Here is a 21,385-nt window from a genome sequence, read left to right on the forward strand (position 1 = left end):
AAGGACGGTTGGAGCTGTTTTTTCGCGGAATTGGACGGCAGGCCGATTGCGACCGGCGCGATGTATGCGGCAGACGGCTGTGCTTGGCTTGGCGGTGGCTCGACCGTTCCCGAGTTTTGCAATCGCGGGGCACAGAAAGCCCTGATTGCCGCGCGTCTGAACCAAGGCGCCAGCCAGGGTGTTCAGACATTCGTCGTCGAAACCGCCCAACCTTCTGCCGATGAGCCGAATATCTCTCACGCCAATCTCATTGTGGCCGGATTCGAGCAGATTTATACGAGAATGAATTACCGGTTTCCGGACGGTTCATAAGGGACGGCGGACACCTTAGGTCTGCCAATCGAGCTGTTGCCTTCTTTCCAAGTGTCGCGCTTGCCGGATCACTGCTCGAACTCTGAGAGAATGTCATCTGCTTCTGGATCAGCTTGCAAACCCGCTTCCAGGGCACCGCCACGGGTTCCACCCGAAAGGATCATCGACGTCGCGGGCTGTTGCGAGACAGACCGCCAGATCATACCTTCACTGATCCAACCTCAGAAGGAGCCGCAGATGCAGATCGACCTCACAGGCAAAACCGCGCTGATTACTGGATCTACCGAAGGCATCGGCTACGCGATCGCCCGCCAGCTTGCGAGGGCTGGTGCGAACGTGGTGGTCAACGGACGGTCTGAAGAAAAGACCGCAAAGGCGGGAGACCGCCTGAAAGGCGAAGGTGCCAGGGGAAGCGTGAGCGCCGTCGCAGCCGATGTCGCAACCGCTGAAGGGTGTGAAGCTCTCGTCGCCAAGGTTCATCATGTCGATATTCTGATCAACAATGCGGGCATCTTCCAGCCGCTCGACTTCTTCGAGGCGAGCGACGAGGTCTGGGATCGCCACTGGCAGGTAAACGTCATGTCGGCCGTCAGGCTTTCGCGTGCCTACCTTCCGGGCATGCAGACCGTCAACTGGGGTCGCGTCATCTTCATCGCGTCGGAATCCGGCTTTAATATTCCAGTGGAGATGATTCACTACGGCGTTAGCAAGACCGCCGATATCGCGGTTGCCCGCGGGCTCGCCAAGCGCATGGCTGGTACGGGCGTTACTGTGAACTCGGTTCTTCCCGGACCGACACTGTCCGAAGGCGTCGAGGCGATGCTTGCCGAAGAGCGTGCGAAGACGGGCAAGCCGATCGAGGAGGTCGCGGCGGACTTCGTCAAGCAGCATCGTGGAAGTTCGATTATCCAACGAGCTGCGAGCGTCGAGGAGATCGCCAACCTCGTAACCTACCTCGCCTCGCCTTTGGCATCCGCGACGACAGGAGCTTCCATGCGTGTGGACGGAGGACTGATCGACACGCTCTGAGCTGATCCCTCATCTGACCTGCCGTTGTTCATAGGGCGGAGCCTTCCGATCGCCTTCTTATTGCGGCCGCCGGCACGCGTGTGCGGGATGAAGGAGGCATGAATCAGACAGGCTGCTTTGCAACACCAATTCGCTAAAGAGCAGACCTTCAGCCGGCCTTGAAACTGCTGCTGCACCTTGCGAGCCCGATCAACCGCTGCCAGGCAAGGGCAAATTCACAATGCGTTACAGTGGGTTAGACCTTTGTCTGATCCACCCCGGACTGAGGTCGTAGCCTTGGAACAGCCGGCACTCCCCTTCGTTTGCCAGACAGCCGCCGGTCAAACTGACCCAAGGCAAAACACAAACATTCGGAGGAAATCACATGATCAAGCTCACCCACATTGCGTTCGCTGCAGCCTTGCTGGCAAGCACGACGGCGACGGCATTCGCGCAGTCATCCAGCACCGTCGGCACGGGCGGATCGTCGGCGGGCGGCGGAACTTCGAGCAGCACCGTTGGTACTGGTGGAAGTTCCGCCGGCGGTGGCGACTGCCCTGCCGGAACTAAAAACTGCGGTTCCGGTTCCGCCTCGACCATCGGCACAGGTGGATCGTCGGCAGGCGGCGGCAAGTCCAGCAGCACCGTGGGCACCGGTGGTTCTGCTGCAGGCTCCGGTTCCGGCTCGGGTTCGGCATCGACACTCGGCACAGGCGGTTCCTCTGCGGGCGGCGGCACGTCGAGCAGTTCTGTCGGGACCGGTGGGTCGGCCGCAGGGTCAGGTGACGCCAATTCGGCCTCTTCAGTCGGCACGGGAGCATCGTCGACTGACGGCGATAAAACCGGCAGCACCGTCGGCACCGGCGCAAGCCAAGCCGGTTCATCCCATGAGAACAATGGGAAGAAGGGCTGCGCTCCGGGCCAGATGAAGAAGAATGGCTCCAGTCATTCATGCTGAGGCATCCGGCCGGCGCCACAAGGCGTCGGCCCTTTCACCGGAGAAAGCAAATGATCAACACAGTCAAAGGCATCATCTATGGAGCCGCGATCTTGGTAGCCGGTCAGGCTGCCTCGGAAGATATCAAACTGGACGACGGGACAACCTGCACGGTGGTCGAAGGCCGGACCTCATCGGGCAATATGTCTACGACCGTCACCGCCGGAAACGGCAAGGTGTCTTCTTCGAGTGCGACCGGCGCCGGCTCGTCGACTGCGGCATCCTCGTCGTCAGCTAGCTCGGCAGGCGCGGGCAGCGTCGACAGCTACTCGACGGCAAGTGTCACGCGGCCCGACGGAACCGTCATCACCAAGCGCTCGGACGGCACCTGCTCTGTCACGAAACCCAATAAATAGGAGACCAGACATGAAGATCATGAGTTTGATCGGCGCGGCCAGTATCGCAGTTTTGTCCACCACGGCCGGCGTCTCGGCACAGGACTGCAACGCGGCTGGAACTGTCGGAACGGGCGGAAGTGCGGCGGCTGGCGCAACGTCTGCGAGTTCCGTCGGGACGGCGGGCGTGTGTCAGACCGACGAAGGGACGACCTCCTCCGTCGGCTCAGGCGGGAGCGCTGCAACCACTAACGGCAAGGCCATGAGCAAGACCCATGTCAACGACAACGGCGACAAGCTCAGGTCTCAGACGAAGGCCCAGGCCGTGGACAAAGGCACCTTTAGCAAGTCGCGGACGAAGACGAGCACGGATGGCGACAGTCTCCAGAGCACGACCCGCACGATGTCGCACGAGCCCGGCCAGAAGCCCGTCAAGAACACGACCGAACAGAAAATCATCCTGCCGCAGCAGTAATGGTGGCCGAGATTGCGCCGTCCGGCGCATTCATCGAGGGTCGATGACAACAACTTGGGAAAGGAAAATCAGATGAACAACCTGATCTGGCTCGTAGGCGCCGTTGTGATCGTACTGGCTATATTGAGCTTCTTCGGCTTCCGCTGAGCTCCAGCCTAAACCAGCCGCGTCTCAAGACCGAAATCGTAACTGGCTGATCGCGGTGAATGGTGGATGTGTATTTCAACCTTCACCGCCTAGGCAAGTTGCTCGGGCACGAGACCGCCAGTCAACAATACGCTTCGGGGAGTGCAAGTCGACAAACAGGTTCGAGCTCGATCCGGAATTCGCCTTGAGAGACGAGCAATCTGTTCGTGGCTGTTCGGGGCGAAATATGCGATGGTCATTTAGAAATGTCAGGCGACTATCGGCCGGCATGCACCGGAGTTCATCGCCATTCCTCTGCATCGGTACGCAGGATCGGAAAGGCGGATGTCAGCCGGCGCGGGGATCCATCTGCTTCATCGAGATTCTAGACGAGCGCACGCTGGCGATACCGACCGCCCGGGCAGCAACCGTCTCGTTTACGCAAGTTTGCGCACCTGGTGCTGGCAGCTAGGCCTGCCTCAGCCAGTTGGGCGCCGCCTTGCTGTATACCCCACTACATGCAGCCGCAACGCATGCGGCAATGTCGCCGAAGTAAAAGCGCCGACCGGTTATCCCCGGCCCGTAATGGGCATATTTGCCCGAGTTCGTCAGTATGGTTTTCGCAAAGGTGGGAATAATCGGATCAGTGATCATGCACCAGCATGTGTCCGTCACGAACTCCACCCCGAAGCTTTGAAGGGCCGCTATCAGCCCGGCTTCGTTGGCCTTATCGTGCGTTGCGCGTCCGCAGGTAACCACCATCGCCACATCCACATGCTTCTTTCGACCGCTGCACAGAGACGCGAGCCTCTCGATTTCGCTGATCGAGAAATGCGGATTGCCGAGCGAGACGAGATCGACGCGCTCATCGTCGGCGCTGTTGAGTTCCTCCCAACTCGACGCGAGTTCCTCGAGCCGAAGATCGATCGAAGGGATGCTGATGCCTGAGGGGACAACGGCATCCAGCGTCTTTGCCTCGGGCGTCACCCCCACGATGTGAAACATCGGTGCACTGGAAACGGTCGCAAATGCGGCGCCGAAGGCCTTGAGATCGTCATTGGTTGGACCGGCCTGATCAAGACCGGAGACGACAGGGATAAGGTTCGATGCCAGCGCACCAATGTGATAACCGAGCAGCGGATAGAAGCTATCGTCGATGTTTTCGATATTAGCGACACTGACAAGCAGCCCGGCTTTCCGATTGCTGTCGATATGTGGGCCTGCCAGAGGCGCGCGGCCGGTTAGTGCGATGCAAATGTCGAGAAAGTCCGGATATTTCATTGTCCGCGCACCAAGAACGCTGTTGGCGTAGATGACGGCATTCGATTCTGCCCAGGCCACCTGCTCGCCGATCTTGGGAGCCGTCTCGAGCAGATAAGGCGCGCAGGTGAAGGTCGGCCGCGCACCCATTTCGACATAGACGTCACCCAACTGACTGGCCGGCTCGCCCAGGACGGGATCAATACCTTGCGAGCGCCAGCGTCGATGATCGACCGAAATCGAGTTGAGCGTTGTCGGCACCACAACGCGCCCGCCCAGATCCCGCAGTTTTTCGGCAAACGAAAGCGAGCCCGGTCCGCTGTAGATGCAGCCGTCGACGTGGACTTGTGAGACATCCATCAATTGTGTGGCGCCCTGCAGTTTCGCCATTCGCAGGATGATGCGGATCGCCGATTGTGCAGCCTTGCCGTGAGCACCAGCCAGATAAGCTCTATCCCGCTCCGACAATGCGACTTCACCGAAAAGAGGGGCAGAGTCTTTGCTATGCGACGGAATGGCGTCCATTGCCAGCCCGTCGGTGGAACAGGCAACAACGTTTCCGTCGATCTCGACAAATGCCGAACTCACCACCTTGCGAAAATTCTCGGGCGCGAGCGTTACAACGGGAATAGATTGACCGAATACCTCCTCGGCGATCACGACACCGAGCGTGAGGATATCCTCCTCTCGCTCGAACAACATCGCTTTGGGACCATTGCCATTGAGCAGCAGTTCCAACATCACGCCGCTGCCAGAGCAGGACCCCCTGCCCCCCGGGATCGCGAGGATATGGTCTTTGAGACCGCGGCCGCTCAAGGGGTGATGCCGATCGATCACCTCGCCGGTCCAGGGATCGACCCCGCCCCAGAAACTCAGTTCCAGATCGCTTGCAACAACATTGCCCGAAGCCTTGCCGTGCACGTAAGCCGCCCCTGCGAAAATCAGTCCGTCAACAAGGTTGACCATCCGTGAGCCTTTCAAGGTGGTGGCTGTGCAAGCAGTTTTGACTCGTTCGAATCTGGGGCTAGCTTGATCGCGCCGGCGGCAATCGAGACGGGCGCCCCGCTCTCTACCGGATTAAGGCGGCCTTCGCAAAACGCAGAATATGCCTGAGTATGCTCCGGGTGGCCATCTGTTGCCGGCCCGCCCCGGCTGTTCCAGTTGGTGCAGAAAGTGACAGGGCGATCTTGGCATTTCCGCGACGCTTTACGCATAGCGCTGACGCGCCAGCCAGACCGTGCGCCCGCCACAATCTGGGTCTTCCGCAACATGGGCAACAACGTCAAAGCCATTCCGGTCGAGCAGCATGCGGTATTCGTCGGGATCGAGGCTGGCATGATAGAGAGGTTCCCCCTCCAGCGTGCCGATAACTTCGCCGAAGGCGGGGCCACTCGTGAACAGCAATGGTGCTTCCGGTTCAGCATGGTCGCGGAAGATGGAGAACATCATGCGCTGATCGGAAGGAGCAAGGTGAAACAGGCTGTCCCAAACGATCAGCCCGCCATATCTCTGATCCAGTTTCAGCGAGCGCATATCCCCCACTTGCGCTGTCTCGCCGGGAAGATTGGTCCGGAATATGGAGATCATTTCTGGCGAACTGTCCACGCCTGTAATCAGATGACCTCCGCCCGCAAGGTACCGAGCGATTGGGTCACCTGAGCCACAACCAATATCGAGCACCGCCGCCATTCGTGGCAGCATCTCTGCAAACCGGTCGATCCATGCACGCTCCAACAGTGCCGTGCCGCGCGCCGCTGTCCACGCATCAGCATGGCGACGATAGAGGTCGATAATGCGGCCGGCTGCGTCGCTCACGGTCTTCCTGTCGATTTCCTATCTCCAGTGCAACAATGTGTTCCCGACAGGCGATGCTCTATCATATGCGCCGGTTCGGCGACAGCTATTGGCAGCTCGACCGCGCCGTCCTCCGATGGAACGAGACATTCGACAGCCTCCTCTCCTGGATCCAGGGCGCACGCCTGCCGCGGTCAGTTGCGAGTTTCTATATCCTTCGCCGGATCGAGCAGTCGACCGGGCGAGTGATCACGAAGAATGTCTGGCAAACCGCGTGCTCCGTCGCATCCGCTCAGAAACAAGTTCTGATCTCCGGCCATGTGAGGTATTCATCACAGATCTAAAAGCGCTCGTCTGCTTCGAAGCGTCAATCCCCGGAGTTGCATCATGAAAATTGCGCCGCAACAGCGGATCTATGTCTGCTTCTTTCTCTTCGCCGTGTCGCTGGGGGCGCTGCTGTCGAGGATGCCGGATTTGCAGGATGCGCTTGGCGTCGATAAGTCCGAGCTCGGGTTGACGTTGATAGGGGCTGCGATCGGCGCCTTGATTTCGTTGACTTTGTCTTCGCCCTTGATCGCCCGGCTCGGCGCGCGGACGACGGCGTTCATTACAGTTCTCGGCACATCTGCGCTGCTGTCGCTGGTGCCATGGATCGGCGCTGCGCCGGCCGTGTTCTGTTTGCTTTTCGTCGAAGGGCTGCTCGCCGGGGCGCTGGAGATCAATCTCAATGTCGAGATCGACCGCATCGAAGCGCAGCTGGGACGCGGCGTGATGAACAGAGCCCATGGCTTCTGGAGCCTCGGCTTCTTCGTCACGGCGCTTGTCTCTTCGGTCGTCCGCCAAGCCGGTATTTCGATGCAGCTACATCTTGCCGTGACCTTTGTCGCGGTCCTCGTCATCGGCATCTGGGCGATCGCCGGCATGCGCAATGCGCCAGCGCGGATTACGGAGGACGAGGGCAAGGCGCCGCCGGTAGCGCTTCCTACCTGGGGACTAATGCCGCTCTGTGTCATCGGCATCGCCGCCTTCCTCGTCGAAGGTGCCGGGATCGACTGGTCGGCGATCTATATGCGCGACGTGTTTTCAGTCGAGCCCTTCATCGGCGGACTGGGATTGACACTCTTTACCTTTTGCATGGCGCTGGCGCGCCTGTTCGTTGATCCGCTGGTCGATCGGTTTGGTGCGCGCGCCGTCGCCACGATGCTGCTTGTTCTTTCGGCGATTGGCATCTGCGCCGTCGGGGGCGCACCGCATTCCTATGTCGCACTGGCGGGCTTCGCCTTGATGGGCGCCGGCTGCAGCGCGGTCTACCCCCTCGCCGTCTCGGCCGCCGCCCAGCGTACCGATCGCGCGGCATATCTCAACGTCGCCGCTCTCGGCCAGATGACCTTCGTCGTCTTCTTCCTGGCGCCGCCTCTGCTCGGTTTAATTGCCGAACATGCAGGCATCAGGACATCCTATCTCGCCTGCCTTCCGCTGATCATCTACGCGCTCTTTTCGGTCAAGGCGCTTGGCGCGCGCCGGACTGCCGATGGCGGTAGCGTTGTCGTGCGGATCGAGCGAAAGCGCGCAGATCAGCCCGCGGAACAAGTGGATCGATGCCAATCGGCATCCGGCATGTCCCCGAAATGACCGACGCGAAGCCAATGTTCGCCGAGACGATTTCAGTTTGCCCGTGGCGTGCTCACCAGAACCGCCGCCGCATGGTTCGCGGCCTCGATTGCGGCACGAATTCCACTTCCACGCGCGAGTTCTGAGGCGAGAACGCCGGTGAATTCGTCGCCGGCACCATGGGTGCTCACCAGTTCCACCTTGATCGCCTCGATCGAGAACGCATCACCTTCCCGGGTCGCGCAGGCGACACCATCGCCGCCCGCCGTCACGACCACGACGGGGAATATCGCCGCGAGCAGTTTCGCGGCATTCGCGGCACCCTCGAGTGTGTCGACAACTGGAAGCTCGGCCAACTGCTCGGCCTCGATGGCGTTGACCACCAGGACATCGACCAGTTGCTGCAAATCGGCGGAGAGAGGTCGCGCGGGCGCGGCGTTGAGAACCACTGTTCCGCCCGCGACCTTCATGGCCTTGGCCGCCGAGACGTTGGCGTGATCAGGCACCTCATTCTGCAGGACCAGCAGCGCTCCGTCGACGAACGCCTTCGAAGCTGCATCCACATCCACTTGTCCCAACATCAGATTGCTACCGGAAACGATGACCGCGCCGTAGTCGCCTTCACTGTCGAAGATTGCGACGCTCATGCCGCTACCGACCCCGGTCACTTTCTTGACGAAGCGATGATCGACCTTGCTGCGGACCAGGTTGTCGGTGAGGGCATGGCCGAAATCGTCGTCCGCGACCGCACCAATCATCGACGTCGGTATCCCTGTCTTCGCTGCCGAGACTGCCTGATTGCCACCCTTGCCGCCGCATTTCGGGTGCCAGTGATCCCCCGTCACGGTTTCACCCTTCCGAGGACGTGCCGGGCCGTGCACCATGATGTCATAGTGCAGGCTGCCGAAGACGACGACGGAGGGTGATGCGGAACTCATGGAAGCCTGTCCTTGCGTTTGGATGCGACGGCGGACATCGTCTTCTCGAGATTTTTCTCCGCCGTCTGATAGTTTCGCTGCGCGACGGCCATGAAGAGCGCGTCGAGGATGTTGAGCTGGGCAATCCGGGCTGCGGCGTTCTCGCCCATCAGAGGCGATCCTTGCGCGGTGGAACACAGAACGATGTCGGCGATCTGCGCAAGCGGCGATCCACCGTAATTCGTGACGGCGATCGTTCGCGCCCCCGACTTCCGCGCGAGCTGGATGGCGTCGATGACAGCGGTCGTGTTCCCGGAATGGGAGAAACCGATCGCGATGTCGTCGGCTCCGAGCAGCGACGCCGACATCAGCATCATGTGCGAATCGTCCTGGACATTGGCCCGCACGCCGATTCTCAGGAACTTGTGCGCCACGTCCCTGGCAATCTGTGCCGAACCACCAACCCCGTAGAAATCACGTTGCCCCGCCTTGGCGAGTATATCGGCGGCGCGGTCGAAACCGTCGACATCCAGGATCGCGAGAGTCTCCTCCAGCGCATTTATCGACGTCCGGAAGACCTTCTGAATGATCTCCCTCGAACTGTCATCGGCTGACAATTCCTGATGCATTTCAGCGGTAGGAAGCCTGTTGTAATTCGACACTGCAGTGCGGAAATCACGATAGCCGCTGAAGCCGAGCTTCTTGGTGATCTTGACCACCATGGCCTCGGACACTCCCGCTTCCGCCGCCAGATCCTTGAGAGCGGTGTCCTCGGAAAAATCCCTCAATCCGAACACCGTCTCCACGACACGCGCCTCCAAAGGGGTGAGCTGCGGCATCATCATGCGGATGCGCGGGCCTACCGCCTTGGGATCATTTGCAGAATTCATCCTCTACCCCTTGTGACGCGATCGATCATCATGGCGACCAGGATAATAAGACCAGTGGCCAGAAGTTGGTAGAAGGCCTGGACATTCATCAGCGTCAATCCATTGCGCATTGCGCCGAGGATGATCGCACCGAGGATCGTGCCGATGACGCTGCCCTTGCCGCCCATCAGAGAGGCCCCACCAATTGCGGCGGCCGCGATCGCGTCGAGTTCCCAGAGATTGCCGAGGATCGGTTCGGCGGCACCCAAGCGGCCGACCAGGATCATCGAGGCCAGGGCAGCGAGGACCCCCGAAATCACATAGGCGGTGATCTTGGCGATGGCGATCGGTACGCCGGCGACATAGGCCGCTTCTTCATTGCCGCCGACAGCGAGCAGGTATTCGCCAAGCGGTGTCTTCTTGAGCAGCACCCAGGCGAGCAGGGCGACGACGGCGACCATGATGACCGGAATGGGAAGGCCGAGCAGGGAGCCGTTGAACAGCGACCGGAAGCCCGCGGGCACACCGAGAACCGGGTTGCCGCCCGTGTAGATCAGCGCAATGGCGCGATAGGTGCTGAGCGTGCCGAGCGTGACGATGAAGGGCTGAAGGCCCGCATAGGCCACGAGTACGCCGTTGACGAGACCGCAGATAGCACCGATCGCAAGGCCGGCCAGGATGGCGAGCGGAACGGGAACGCCGGCGACAAGCATCGTGGCCGTAATCACGGCAGAGATCGCGGCCGTCGGGCCGACCGAGAGGTCGATGCCACCGGAGATGATGACGAGCGTCATGCCGAGTGCCAGGCAGGCGTTGATACTCGACTGCTGAAGGATGTTGAGCAGGTTTCTTTGCGAAAGAAAGTCGGGTGCCAACAATCCGAAGATGACGACGATGGCGATCAATCCAATGAGGGTGCCCGCATCGCGTACCGAGAACGATCCGAACTGTTTGGAAGTGGGCGCCCCGGCATTCTGGGTCGTGTCAGACATGGATATGTTCCTGTAGGTCATGCCGCACCACGGCGGTTGTCGGCCTTCCCAACGGCGTGGGAAACGATGGTTTCTTCGGAGAGGTCTTCGCGGCCGAGTTCAGCCACAACAGCGCCGTCGCGCATGACGAGGACGCGGTCGGACACCCGCATCACCTCGGGAAGCTCGGAGGAGACGACGATAATCGAATGTCCCTCGCGAGCGAGGTCTTCGATCAGCTGATAGATTTCGGATTTCGCGCCGACATCGATGCCGCGCGTCGGCTCGTCGAACAGCAGGATGCGCGATCCGGCCGCCAGCCAGCGTGCGATGATCGCCTTCTGTTGGTTGCCGCCGGAAAACAGTCTGATCTGCCGGTCAAGCTGGAAGGGTCGCAGGTTGACGCGCTTGAGCAGGTCTTCCGCCGTCCGCTTGAGTTTCCGATGGTTGATGATCCCGGCTTTCGAGAAGCGGTTCATCGAGGGCAGCGCCATGTTCATGCTGACGGACCGGCCCGGAATGATGCCTTCGCGTTTGCGCTCCTCGGGTAGCAGCCCGATACCGGCGGCGATCGCCGCACGTGGATTGGACAGCGCCAACGCCCTTCCGTCGACCTTGACCGTGCCGGAGATAAGCTTGTCCGCGCCGGAAAGTGCGCGCAGGAGCTCGGTGCGGCCCGAGCCGACGAGCCCTGCGACGCCGAGGACTTCGCCCTTGTGAAGGTCGAACGAGACGTCGCGGATACGGTACGTCGAAAGATTGCGGACCTCGACACTCACGGTATCTGTGGTGTGGGAATGATGCTCTTCAGTCAGCAGCTCGCGGCCAACCATCATCGCGATGACGTCGTCGGGTGAAGTCGTTTTCAGATCGATACCGACGCCCACGACCTTGCCGTCGCGCATCACCGTGGCGCGCTGGCAGACCCGGAAGACCTCGTCCATCTTGTGGGATACGTAAATGATCGAGACGCCGCTCGCCGCCAACCGCTCGATGATCTCGGCGAGCCGCTCGAATTCGCTCGGCGTCAGGCTCGAGGTAGGTTCATCCATGGCGATGATCTTCGCCCTGTCGAGAAGCGCTCTGGCGATCTCGACGACCTGCCGCTGGGCGACCTTCAACGTCGAGATGGGAACCGAGGGATCGATGGACGGATCGATCATCGCAAGCGCCTCGGCCGCGCGCCGTTCCTGCTCACGGCGATTGACGATCACGCCGCCGAAACGGGTCAGGGAATGGCCGAGGAACATGTTCTGGGCAACGCTGAGATGCGGGACTTGCTGAAGTTCCTGGTGGATCATGGCGATCCCTGCCTGGCGAGCGCTGTCGGGCTTGCGGAAGTGGTGCACGGTGCCGTCGACTTTGACTTCGCCTTCCGTTGCACGGAAGACCCCGGACAGAATGCGCAGCAGGGTGGACTTGCCTGCGCCATTCTCGCCGAGCAGCGCGTGGATTTCACCCGGGGCGACGCTGAACGAAACGTCGGACAATGCCTTGACGCCCGGGAAAACCTTGGAGATGCCTTCGAACGCCAGTCTGGGAGATGCCATGACAGTCCAACCTTTGAGAGTGCGGACGGCCGGCGGGGCCGGCCATCCTGCCTTGGGAGGCGTTTACTTTCCTGCGGCCTTCATTAGCACCGAGCGAACGTCGCCGCCCTGATAGTCCTTGATGTTGTCCTTGGTGATCAGGGCCTGCGGGGTTGCGACCACGCGCGGCAGCTTCTGACCGGAGACGAGCCGCAACGCGACTTCCATCGCCACCTCGCCCGTCAGGACCGGGAAGCTGTCTACGGTGCCCGTGAGTTCGCCGGCTTCGATCGACTTGTAGGCATCCGAAATGCCGTCGGTACCGAAGACGACGACCTTGTCCTGCAGGCCGGCGGCCTTCACCGCCTCGACAACACCAAGCGCCATGCCGTCATTGTTGCAGTAGAAGCCGACGAGATCAGGATGCTGCTGGAGAATGTTGGTTGCGGCGTCATAGGACATCTGGCGATCCCAGTTGCCCGGAACGCTGGCGACCACCGTGAACTTGCCGCCCTGTTCGATCGTGCTCTTGAAGCCATCGGTGCGCTGCACGGCAGCATAGACACCGGCCTGGCCTTCGATGATCGCGACCTTGCCGCCATTGGCGCGGTTTTCGATGAACCACTTGGCGACGCGAACGCCGTTGTCACGCTGGACGTTGCCGACATAGTGCTCGGCCTGCGGGATCACCGCATCGTTGACGTTGACGACCGGTACGGTGGCGGCTTTCGCCTGTTCGATGACCGGCTGCAGGTTGGCATCGGTCTGCGGCGAGACCAGCAACACCTTATAACCCTGAGTGACCATGCCCTCGGCGATCGTCAATTGGCCGAGCTGGTCACCCTCGCTTTGCGCCGCCTGATAGGCGACGGTCACGCCGACCTTGTCGGCGAACGTCTGATAGCCTTCGCCGAGCGAGCGCCAGTATTCATTGGTGAGCGTCTTGGAGACGCCGCCGACCTTGAGGCCTTCGGGCAACTTCGGCAGCGCACCGAGCTTGGCGTCGAGATCGGACCAGTCCATGCGGTCCGCTTCCGAATCCGAATTGAGCGGCTTCAGTTCCTGCGCTGACACGATGCCAGCGCAAAGGGTTGCGGCGAGAGCCGCAGCAAGAATTCTCTTCATGTTTTCCTCCCGGAAAGTTGGGGTGGTTCAGTGCTCCGCGCCGAACATCAGCTCCTGAACGATGGCCTGCGTGGATACGGCGTCCTGTCGGTCAATCGCGCTTGCAAGGCGATTGTCCTGCTCGAGGCGGTCGACGACCTTCAACATCCGCTGGACGGTCTGGATGTTGACCTCGCATTCGTGAACCGGATCGAGGCCGGTCATATCGGGGAACGTGTCGAAATAGATCGCGCCGTCATAACCATCCCGGCGTATCTGGCGGAGTAGCTCGATCGTTTGCAGCGTGTGCACCGCGCCGACCATCAGACCGTCGTCGCGCTTGGCGTAGCCGTCGTTGAGGTGGACGCCGAGCACGCGGCTATGACGGGCAATCAGTGCCGCCGCAAAGGCGGGCTGCTCGTCGGCATAAAGGACATGGGCGAAGTCGAGCGTGACGCCAAGATTGGCAGCGCCGACCTCCTTGATAGCGAGCAAAGTCGTGGCCGCATCCGGCATCAGACTGTAGGACCGCGGCTCGTTCGGCTTGTACTCAATCGAGATCAGGCAATCCGGATCATGGGCGCAAACTTCACGGATTCCATCGATTTCGTGTTGCCACATCTTCGCGTAGTCCGCCTGAAAGGCATAATCGAAGCCATCTTGCCCAGGCCAGATGGTCATCAGATTGGAACCGGCTTCACGCGCTGCATCGATGCCCTTCTTCGTCAGGTCGATCGCTTCACGGCGGACCACTTCGTCGGGATGGGTGAAAGCACCAAGTTTGAAGGCGGGGTTGCTGTAGTAGCGCATAGCAAAGCCGTTGATCGAAAGGCCGATATCGCCAAGTTTTCGAGCCAGTTCTGCCGGATTTTCGCTCATGTGATCCGGATAGTTGAGATCGAGGTCGGTAAGGCCCTTCACCTGGGCGGCGCGCTCGGCCATCTGCATGACGGAGGGCTTCGACGACTGGTCGGGCCATTCGATATGGGACGCGGAGGCGAACGAGTTCAGCCGGGTGGCAAAGCGTGTCGGGTTCAAAGGATCATTCCAAATCTGTGAAGTTGCACACTACTTCACAGATTATTTATTATTTGTAAAGTTCAAAAATGCCATGGGTGCAAAAAATTGGTGCAGGCCATTGCTGGTACCGACGCCTCATCGGCAACCAAGCGGACTGGCGCAACGGTGCAAGGCAAACAAAATCGCCAGCGGATTCAATCCGATGATCAGGCAGGCTGCTCGTCTGAGCGACGGCCGCGACGAAATGCCTGCCGCATGTACGGTCGCCCGGCGCAGTTGAAGTGATCGACTATCAGAACCAGCATTTCGAGCTGCTTGCGCATGACATCGATCTCGCTGTCGACTTTGTCGGCGGTGACGAGCCGATTCACGACAGGCCAGACACCGTCGTTATCAGTTGTCGCTAGTCGCGCGCTGGCGGATTAGCTCGATGAGGACACGCAGTTTGGCTGGCATGTGTCGGCGTTGGGAGAAATAGAGGCTGAGCCCCGGATAATGGGGAGACCAGTCTTCCAAAACGGGTATGAGATTACCTGAAGCAATATGTGGCGCAAGCGCGTGTTCACCCAGATAGGCGAGCCCGAAGCCGGCAAGAGCTGCCTCCAAGATAAGGTCAGACCCATCGAATGTAAGGTGACCAGTGACATCAATCACTCGTGTTTCGCCGTGTTTCTCAAACTCCCAGCGATAGAGTCTCCCGCTCGTCATGCGCATTTGGATACAGACGTGCCCGGCCAGATCGCCCGGGACGATTGGTTTTGGACGACCATCGAAATAGCGCGGGGATCCGACGACGAAAGACCGCATTTCCGGAATGATCGGAACGGCGACCATGTCCGGTGAGATCGCCTCGGTGAGACGAATGCCCGCATCGAAACCTTTGCCAATGACGTCGACAAGTGCATTCTCGGTCACGACCTCGATATCGACGTCCGGATATCGGCAGCTATATTCAAGAATAATCGGCTGCAGCAGAATGCGCGCCGCACCCGGCGCCATGTTCAGCCGGAGTCTCCCGGTGGGCGGTCCGAGTGTTCGCCGACATTCTCGATCGCTTTCTCGAGCGTCTGCAGGGCCGGTTCGATTTCAGACAGGAATTGCTCTCCGGCCGCGGACAAGGCGACACTCCGCGTAGTGCGGTTAAAGAGCCTGACGGCGAGGCGCTCCTCAAGCGCGGCGATCGCATGGCTTAAAGCCGATGACGACATCCCCAGCTCGCGCGCGGCAGCCCGGAATCCACGATGACGCGCGACGCCGGCAAACGCTTCAAGCTCGATCAGGCTTGCCCTCATTGCACGATCCAGCTCATCAACTCATCCGATTTTGTCCTACTACTCGCAACACTTATCGCATGGCACTTTTACCGGGAAGTCATCAAAGGAAAAGAAACATGCATATCATCGATCGGATCTATATCGACGGCGCGTTCGTCAAGCCCACTGGCGACCAATGGGCGCCGCTTTTCAATCCGGCAACCGAGGAGCAGATCGGAACTGTGCGGCTTGCAGACGCAGTCGATGCAAACCGCGCGGTTGCCGCCGCCAAACGCGCCTTCCCGGCCTTCTCACATACAACCAAGGAAGAGCGGATCGACATGCTGAACCGGCTGTATGCCGCCGTGTCAGCCCGTACCGACGATCTCACTTGCGCCATGCGCGAAGAATACGGCGCGCCATCGTGTTTCATCGACTTTTCCGCTCCACGAGCAGGTACCGTCTTTCTGGACATGGCGAGAACGCTCAAGGATTATGAATTCCGACGCCGCGCCGGGAGCGCCGACGTGGAGATGCGGCCCTCGGGGGTTGCGGTGGCGATCACGCCCTGGAACAGCAATTACAGTTTTATCTGCGGCAAGCTCTCCGCCGCAATTGCAGCGGGCGCAACCATGGTGATCAAGCCATCCGAAATGAGCGCCCTCCAGACGCAGGTGATCACTGAATGCCTGCATGCTGCCGGTCTTTCCAATGGCATCTTCAATATCGTTACCGGGTATGGAAACGTCGTCGGCGCGGCGCTAACGACCCACCCCGACGTGTCGAAGATAACCTTCACTGGTTCCACGGCCACTGGCCGCAGCATCGTTCAGGCCGCAGCGCCCACCATGAAAAGGGTCACGATGGAACTCGGCGGCAAGAGCCCCAGCATCATTCTGGATGATGCCGATCTTGATATCGCCATCCCGCAGGTGCTGGCGGCGGGATTCCGCAACAGCGGGCAGGCCTGCATTGCCGGCACCCGCATCCTCGCTCCTCAAAGCAGGTTTGGCGAAATCGAGGAGCGTCTCAGCCACGCGGTCAGGCGCTTCAGGGCTGGAAATCCCGCCGACGAACAGGTCCAGGTAGGCCCGATGGTGAGCCAGAAGCAGTGGGATCGCGTACAAAGCTATATCCGTTTGGGACAGGAGGAAGGCGCCAGACTGCTGGCAGGCGGCGAAGGACGTCCGGAAGGGCTGCACCGCGGCTGGTTCGTACAGCCAACGATCTTTACCGGCGTTCGCAACGATATGCGCATCGCTCGCGAGGAGATCTTTGGGCCGGTCCTCTCGCTGATCTCTTACCACGACGAAGCAGACGCCATCTCCATTGCGAACGACACCGAGTACGGCCTGCAGGCGCACGTTTTTTCCTCCGATATCGAGCGGGCGAAACGCATCGCAAACCAGATCGAAGCAGGGCGCGTGTTCATCAACGACGCGCCGCATGATCCGCTGGCACCCTTCGGCGGCTTTAAACAGTCGGGCTTCGGGCGAGAATTCGGTGTTTTCGGGCTCGAGGCTTTTCTCGAACCCCGGGCCGTACTGTCATGACGAAAGTGAGCCACAACGACGGTGCTGCGCGGGATGATAGTCAGTTAGCGCCGGATTCCGGCATGGCGGCCAGCTCTCCCAGGCGCTGTTTGCCCTCCAGCGCGGCGAACGTCATCATTCGGTCCGGACGCTACGAGTAATCGCTGAGGTGGCGTAGGGTGCTGCCACAGGCTCCACCCTACGCCGGCCGCCTCTTCGCTCTTTGGAAAATCTATCTGCTTACTGAGCGCAAGCCTGACCTTGTGGGGTCGCGTCGCTCAAGCCACCCTGAGTCTGGACGGAGCCCGAAGCGGTTGAGCTAGCAGGATCACTTCCGCCGCTGCAACCGCCCGGCGTGGTCGCCCCCATTGATCCGTTGGTCGTGCTGCCGGTGGGGGTTGGATCGGAGGTCATTGGCTGCATTGTCTGGACATTGGCACCCCCATCGGTACCGACGGCATTGGGTTCCATCATGGTCCCAGCTCCCATGCCGGACTGAGCAAAAGCGCCCGTGGCCATTCCAGCCGCTAGCAGAGACGCGACGATGAGCTTGATATTCATTTTTCATTTCCTTCGTCGGTTAAGTTGCGGCCCTCCAACATCCAGATCACTGTTCTGTTCCCCGATTTTCTAAAAATCTAAGGAATCGATCGCGTACCAAGGGGACGCGTGCTCCAAAGCGAAAGAAGACCAGTGCGCTTCACCCATGGCCACCGGCCCCTGCGACGTGCAACCGGTGCTGGGATATAGGCATGGTCCAAACTGGCGAACGATCAATTGGGTTGACCGGTCCGGAACAATCCGGGCCGCTCAGAGTTGGCGCGCCATGCCCTACGTGATCGAACTTCTTCTTCCAGTCCCGCGCGAGCGCCCTAGCTTGGTGAGCGTTGGCACTGTCCGTGATGAACTCGCCGCAAAATTTGGCGGCGTTACCTTATATGTGAATTCACCCGCGGAAGGCTTGTGGGAAGACGATGGAGAGGTTGAGCATGACGTCATCGTTGTTGCCGAAGTCATGACTGAAAGTCTCGACCGAACTTGGTGGGCGGCGTACCGAAAACAGCTTGAGGCTCGTTTCGATCAGGAGGAAATCGTGATCCGAGCCACGCAAGTCCAGCGTCTTTGAACCCATGTCCCGCGGTGAGGCCCATGATCTTGCACGCATTTGACGATTTGAGATCAGCCCAACCGATCTGGCGGCTGCTCGGCGGTTTATTTTCCGTCTCACAGCATTTCCTCGGTTTCAGACAAGCCATCGCTTGAACGCTCGTCTGGGCAACGCCCGCTGGCGCTCCCTTGTTGCCGCCATCTAACCAAAGCGAAATCGGTGTCCCCGCCTGATTTCGTTGAGGCGGCAGCATGAAGGCGATGATGGTATTTACGCGACTGCTATGAAATCATCACTTGCTAAAACAAGCAGCGATCTTGAGACGGGCCATCAGGCCGGTGCGTCGATCAGCTCTAAAAGCCGCTTGGCGTTCTTGATCGAATAGCCATCGCGATCGTTGTTGAAATAGGCCCACACGGTCTTAGCGCCAGACAGCTTGATGCGCTCCGCCCACACCGTCAATTCGGCATCGCTGTAGTCATGGCGGTACCATTGTTTGATCCCATGGAACCGGATGTAGATGTCGTCGGCTGTCCGAACAAGCTCATCCGGTAACCGGGGACCGCTGCATGAACAGAAGATCGCGCCTGCAGCTTGAAACGCACTATAAACGTCCTCATTCCACCAGCTCTTGTGACGGAATTCGACGACGTTCCTGCGACGGGGATCCAGCTGCGACAAGATCATTTGCAACATGTCTGTGGAGTAGCGGACGCTCGGTGGAAGCTGAAACAGAAAACATCCCATCTGCATTCCAAGAACGTCTGCGACGTATCCGAAATCTTCAATGAGGGCGTGGGTATCTTCGAAGCGTTTGATATGCGTGATGAGCTCGCACACCTTGATCGTATAGACGAAGCTCGGCTCGGCCTGACGTTTCCATGTCTTGACAGTTGCCACCGTCGGCCAGGAATAAAATGGGGCATTGAGCTCGACGGTCTTGAAATTGTGCTGGTAGATCGAAAACAATTGATTGGAGGGAGCGTCGGTCGGGTAAAAATGGCCCTTCCAGTGCCAGTAATACCACCCGGAACAGCCAATATGGACCCGCCTGGCGACATTGCCATCGGAGCTGATCACAATCAGCGGATCGCTCGCCAGACGGGCTATATGCATTTTAGCGGCGCGCGCAATATTGGCCTCGCGCTGCTTTTGGCGGCGCTCGGCGCGCCGTGCCCGCCGACTTTCAATCTCTTCAGCAATGCGCTCTACCATTCGGTATCCGTGTGAAGGTCTTTCGGCCTCGGCTGCACCGCCAACCGTCCTGCGATATCTCTTCAAGCGCAGCAGAAGCGACATATCCCTGATGTTCAATTGCGATATCGCCGAGCAAAATAATGCCTAAAGCTCACCTTCATTGGTGAAGACTGCCAGCCGCCGCATCTCGGCCGTCTCGGTGATATCGTCATCCTTCCAGGCAACTTTCAACGGCGTAATCTCGTACCTTCATCGAACTCTTCCGTTTTTTCTGACGGCTAGCAGCGGTTTCCACCCCCGTAACTCCGACAAAGGGCGTGAGTTCCGGCCTACGCAGGTCTGTTCAGCGATTTTCCGTGATGGGCTGGACGCGGCTGCAGAAAATGGCTACCCAGTTCGCCGCGCCGTCGGCGTTGTCCTGCACCACAGGAACTTGCCATTGTGTCTAGCATGCCGCGTTCGCGCAGCGCTGGCGAACAGGAAGCGCAGGAGGGTGGCCGCGAGAATGCCGACTACGATCGCCTTGCACCTCTGCGAGGCCTCGAGGCCGGCCGCGGCGAAACCAATGACCACGGCGTAGAGCCGAACCCAGACGACATTCTTCGTCCCCCCGTGCAATCGACAGGACACGAGCACATCGGCCGCTCGTTAACATCTACCGAAAGAGCGATAAAGCAATCGGGAAGACGCTATTTAAGGAAGGGGTTGCCAGGGCGTGGAGCCCGGAGCGGCGGATTGATTGATATGGCTAATGATCTTTTGCGCAGGCAATTTGAGGCCGAACATGACCCGCGTAGGGGTAGCACTCGACCTACGCCGGTCACGCGCGATAGTCGACGTGGCATTGAAGTAGCCGGACGCGCGGGTGCGCTGCTGATGAAAACAAAGGCTGCCCGTTCCCGGCGCCGCGCTGGTCAGACTCAGGCGATCAGGGATGCGCTCTGCGCTTACGCTGCAGCTGGTTGTGGTGGAGAGTCCGCAATTTAGAAAGCACGCCTCCGTTCAAAGGTAAGCTCGCGAAAAGAACACCGTTGTCGTCAAAACGGCGACCGCGACGGTTAGAACCCTGACGGCCGGCGATGGCAGCCTACGTCCGATATGCGCTCCGATCCACCCGCCGATAGTGGCCCCGACCGTCATGAAAATGCACTCCTGCCATACAATTGCTCCGGCGAGTACGAAGGTGACTACGGCGACCGCATTTGCGCCAGTTACCATCACCATTCTTGTCGGATTGAGGCTCTTGATGTCCCCGCCCCCGAGCGCGCTCCATGCCGCAAGCATCATAAGGCCCACTGCGCCGCCAAAATAGCCGCCATAGAGACCGAGAAAGAACTGAACCGCTGCGAAGGCCAGAATACTCGGGCGTGCCTGCGTCCGGAGCTTGGCGGTGAGCCTCGGACCGACTGCCAGCATCACTGTCGCCATCAGCAAAAGCCATGGCAGTATTCCATCGAAGATCCTGGATGGGGTCAGAAGTAACAAAATGCTTCCGGCCACTCCACCGACCATTGTCACCATAGCGATTGGAACGACATTGACACCGCACACACTCGTAACGCCGTCACGATAAACCCACGAGCTTGCCATACCGCCGGGAAACAAGGCTAAAGTGCTTGTCGCATTTGCGGCTACCGACGGCACTCCGACCGATATCAGCGCAGGCAGGGAGACGAACGACCCGCCGCCCGCCAACGCATTCATGCTGCCTGCTAACAAGCCAGCCAGGAAAAGAAGAGTAATATCGTACATGTTCAGCTCGCCTTAGCACCTAAGCTTGAGTTCGCGACACGCTTGTCGAAAACCGGCGCCCGGGCGGGTTGAGGGGCACCGACGCTTTACAGCGCTCCCGGTGACGGGGCAACCCTGGCCATCATGTCAAATCGCCCATGTTTCGCATCTCCTATGGCGACATCTTGCTCGCTACTCGCGTGACCCTATTTTACCCGGGCGGATCGAGTCAGCAT

The 21,385-nt window shown here is 59.8% G+C and carries 17 protein-coding genes and 4 pseudogenes; 8 read left to right on the forward strand and 13 right to left on the reverse strand.

What is annotated here, in order from left to right; translation table 11 throughout:
* Positions 1–312 (forward strand): annotated as a pseudogene (locus FHT75_RS31755) (N-acetyltransferase); the annotation flags it as partial.
* 237 nt (positions 313–549) lie between these two features.
* A complete protein-coding gene (locus FHT75_RS31760) occupies positions 550–1,341 on the forward strand; it encodes an SDR family NAD(P)-dependent oxidoreductase (protein ID WP_183845455.1) in 792 nt (263 codons plus the stop codon).
* A gap of 360 nt (positions 1,342–1,701) precedes the next feature.
* Here FHT75_RS31760 and FHT75_RS36535 read toward each other — a convergent pair whose 3' ends face one another.
* Entirely contained in the window at positions 1,702–2,133 is a 432-nt protein-coding gene (locus tag FHT75_RS36535; protein WP_179869570.1) for a hypothetical protein, read from the reverse strand.
* A gap of 195 nt (positions 2,134–2,328) precedes the next feature.
* Between FHT75_RS36535 and FHT75_RS31770 the strand changes: the two genes are divergently transcribed.
* The 3 genes and pseudogenes from FHT75_RS31770 to FHT75_RS36540 all read left to right on the forward strand — a co-directional run.
* Positions 2,329–2,673, forward strand: a complete 345-nt coding sequence (locus tag FHT75_RS31770; protein ID WP_028827743.1) for a hypothetical protein — start codon at positions 2,329–2,331, stop codon at positions 2,671–2,673.
* 10 nt (positions 2,674–2,683) lie between these two features.
* Positions 2,684–3,127, forward strand: a complete 444-nt coding sequence (locus tag FHT75_RS31775) for a hypothetical protein (protein ID WP_028757460.1) — start codon at positions 2,684–2,686, stop codon at positions 3,125–3,127.
* A 274-nt stretch (positions 3,128–3,401) separates the two neighbouring features.
* Positions 3,402–3,688 (forward strand): annotated as a pseudogene (locus FHT75_RS36540) (hypothetical protein); the annotation flags it as partial.
* Between the two features lie 33 nt (positions 3,689–3,721).
* On the opposite strand, the gene FHT75_RS31780 reads toward FHT75_RS36540, so the two are convergent.
* Both FHT75_RS31780 and FHT75_RS31785 read right to left on the reverse strand, forming a co-directional pair.
* Positions 3,722–5,479: an aconitase X gene (locus FHT75_RS31780; RefSeq protein ID WP_183845456.1), complete on the reverse strand. Its 1,758-nt coding sequence runs from the start codon at positions 5,477–5,479 to the stop codon at positions 3,722–3,724.
* A gap of 240 nt (positions 5,480–5,719) precedes the next feature.
* Positions 5,720–6,328, reverse strand: a complete 609-nt coding sequence (locus FHT75_RS31785) for a class I SAM-dependent DNA methyltransferase (protein ID WP_183845457.1) — start codon at positions 6,326–6,328, stop codon at positions 5,720–5,722.
* Between the two features lie 366 nt (positions 6,329–6,694).
* On the opposite strand from FHT75_RS31785, the gene FHT75_RS31790 reads away from it, so the two are divergent.
* Positions 6,695–7,939 carry an MFS transporter gene (locus FHT75_RS31790; RefSeq protein ID WP_245445215.1) on the forward strand — a complete coding sequence of 415 codons (1,245 nt, stop codon included), beginning with the start codon at positions 6,695–6,697 and terminating at the stop codon, positions 7,937–7,939.
* A gap of 32 nt (positions 7,940–7,971) precedes the next feature.
* Here FHT75_RS31790 and FHT75_RS31795 read toward each other — a convergent pair whose 3' ends face one another.
* The 7 genes and pseudogenes from FHT75_RS31795 to FHT75_RS31825 all read right to left on the reverse strand — a co-directional run bounded on the left by FHT75_RS31795 (position 7,972) and on the right by FHT75_RS31825 (position 15,620).
* Complete coding sequence (locus FHT75_RS31795; RefSeq protein ID WP_183845458.1) at positions 7,972–8,856, reverse strand: ribokinase; 885 nt, start codon at positions 8,854–8,856, stop codon at positions 7,972–7,974.
* Positions 8,853–9,725 carry a MurR/RpiR family transcriptional regulator gene (locus FHT75_RS31800; RefSeq protein ID WP_028757177.1) on the reverse strand — a complete coding sequence of 291 codons (873 nt, stop codon included), beginning with the start codon at positions 9,723–9,725 and terminating at the stop codon, positions 8,853–8,855. The genes FHT75_RS31795 and FHT75_RS31800 overlap by 4 nt, the downstream gene beginning before the upstream one ends.
* Positions 9,722–10,696 (reverse strand): ABC transporter permease, encoded by a 975-nt coding sequence (locus FHT75_RS31805; protein WP_183845459.1) that lies wholly within the window; start codon positions 10,694–10,696, stop codon positions 9,722–9,724. The genes FHT75_RS31800 and FHT75_RS31805 overlap by 4 nt, the downstream gene beginning before the upstream one ends.
* A gap of 17 nt (positions 10,697–10,713) precedes the next feature.
* Positions 10,714–12,225 carry a sugar ABC transporter ATP-binding protein gene (locus tag FHT75_RS31810; protein WP_183845460.1) on the reverse strand — a complete coding sequence of 504 codons (1,512 nt, stop codon included), beginning with the start codon at positions 12,223–12,225 and terminating at the stop codon, positions 10,714–10,716.
* A gap of 63 nt (positions 12,226–12,288) precedes the next feature.
* Positions 12,289–13,329 (reverse strand): substrate-binding domain-containing protein, encoded by a 1,041-nt coding sequence (locus FHT75_RS31815; RefSeq protein WP_183845461.1) that lies wholly within the window; start codon positions 13,327–13,329, stop codon positions 12,289–12,291.
* 27 nt (positions 13,330–13,356) lie between these two features.
* Positions 13,357–14,346: a sugar phosphate isomerase/epimerase family protein gene (locus FHT75_RS31820; RefSeq protein WP_183845462.1), complete on the reverse strand. Its 990-nt coding sequence runs from the start codon at positions 14,344–14,346 to the stop codon at positions 13,357–13,359.
* A gap of 375 nt (positions 14,347–14,721) precedes the next feature.
* Positions 14,722–15,620: pseudogene (locus FHT75_RS31825) on the reverse strand (LysR family transcriptional regulator).
* 98 nt (positions 15,621–15,718) lie between these two features.
* On the opposite strand from FHT75_RS31825, the gene FHT75_RS31830 reads away from it, so the two are divergent.
* Together FHT75_RS31830 and FHT75_RS31835 are read left to right on the forward strand one after the other, a co-directional pair.
* Positions 15,719–17,134, forward strand: a complete 1,416-nt coding sequence (locus tag FHT75_RS31830) for an aldehyde dehydrogenase family protein (protein WP_097623371.1) — start codon at positions 15,719–15,721, stop codon at positions 17,132–17,134.
* Between the two features lie 805 nt (positions 17,135–17,939).
* On the forward strand, positions 17,940–18,239 hold the full coding sequence (locus tag FHT75_RS31835; RefSeq protein WP_097623368.1) for a hypothetical protein: 300 nt from the start codon (positions 17,940–17,942) through the stop codon (positions 18,237–18,239).
* A 312-nt stretch (positions 18,240–18,551) separates the two neighbouring features.
* On the opposite strand, the gene FHT75_RS31840 is transcribed toward FHT75_RS31835, so the two are convergent.
* From FHT75_RS31840 to FHT75_RS31850, 3 genes and pseudogenes are all read right to left on the reverse strand, one after another.
* On the reverse strand, positions 18,552–19,436 hold the full coding sequence (locus tag FHT75_RS31840) for a DUF72 domain-containing protein (protein WP_097623396.1): 885 nt from the start codon (positions 19,434–19,436) through the stop codon (positions 18,552–18,554).
* Positions 19,437–19,880: 444 nt separating this feature from the next.
* Positions 19,881–19,994 (reverse strand): annotated as a pseudogene (locus FHT75_RS31845) (TerC family protein); the annotation flags it as partial.
* Between the two features lie 426 nt (positions 19,995–20,420).
* Positions 20,421–21,170: a sulfite exporter TauE/SafE family protein gene (locus FHT75_RS31850; protein WP_183845463.1), complete on the reverse strand. Its 750-nt coding sequence runs from the start codon at positions 21,168–21,170 to the stop codon at positions 20,421–20,423.
* Positions 21,171–21,385 lie beyond the last annotated feature (215 nt).

Origin of the sequence: Rhizobium sp. BK112 (assembly GCF_014193215.1) — a bacterium.
In the GTDB taxonomy this organism is placed as follows: Bacteria; Pseudomonadota; Alphaproteobacteria; order Rhizobiales; family Rhizobiaceae; genus Rhizobium; species Rhizobium anhuiense.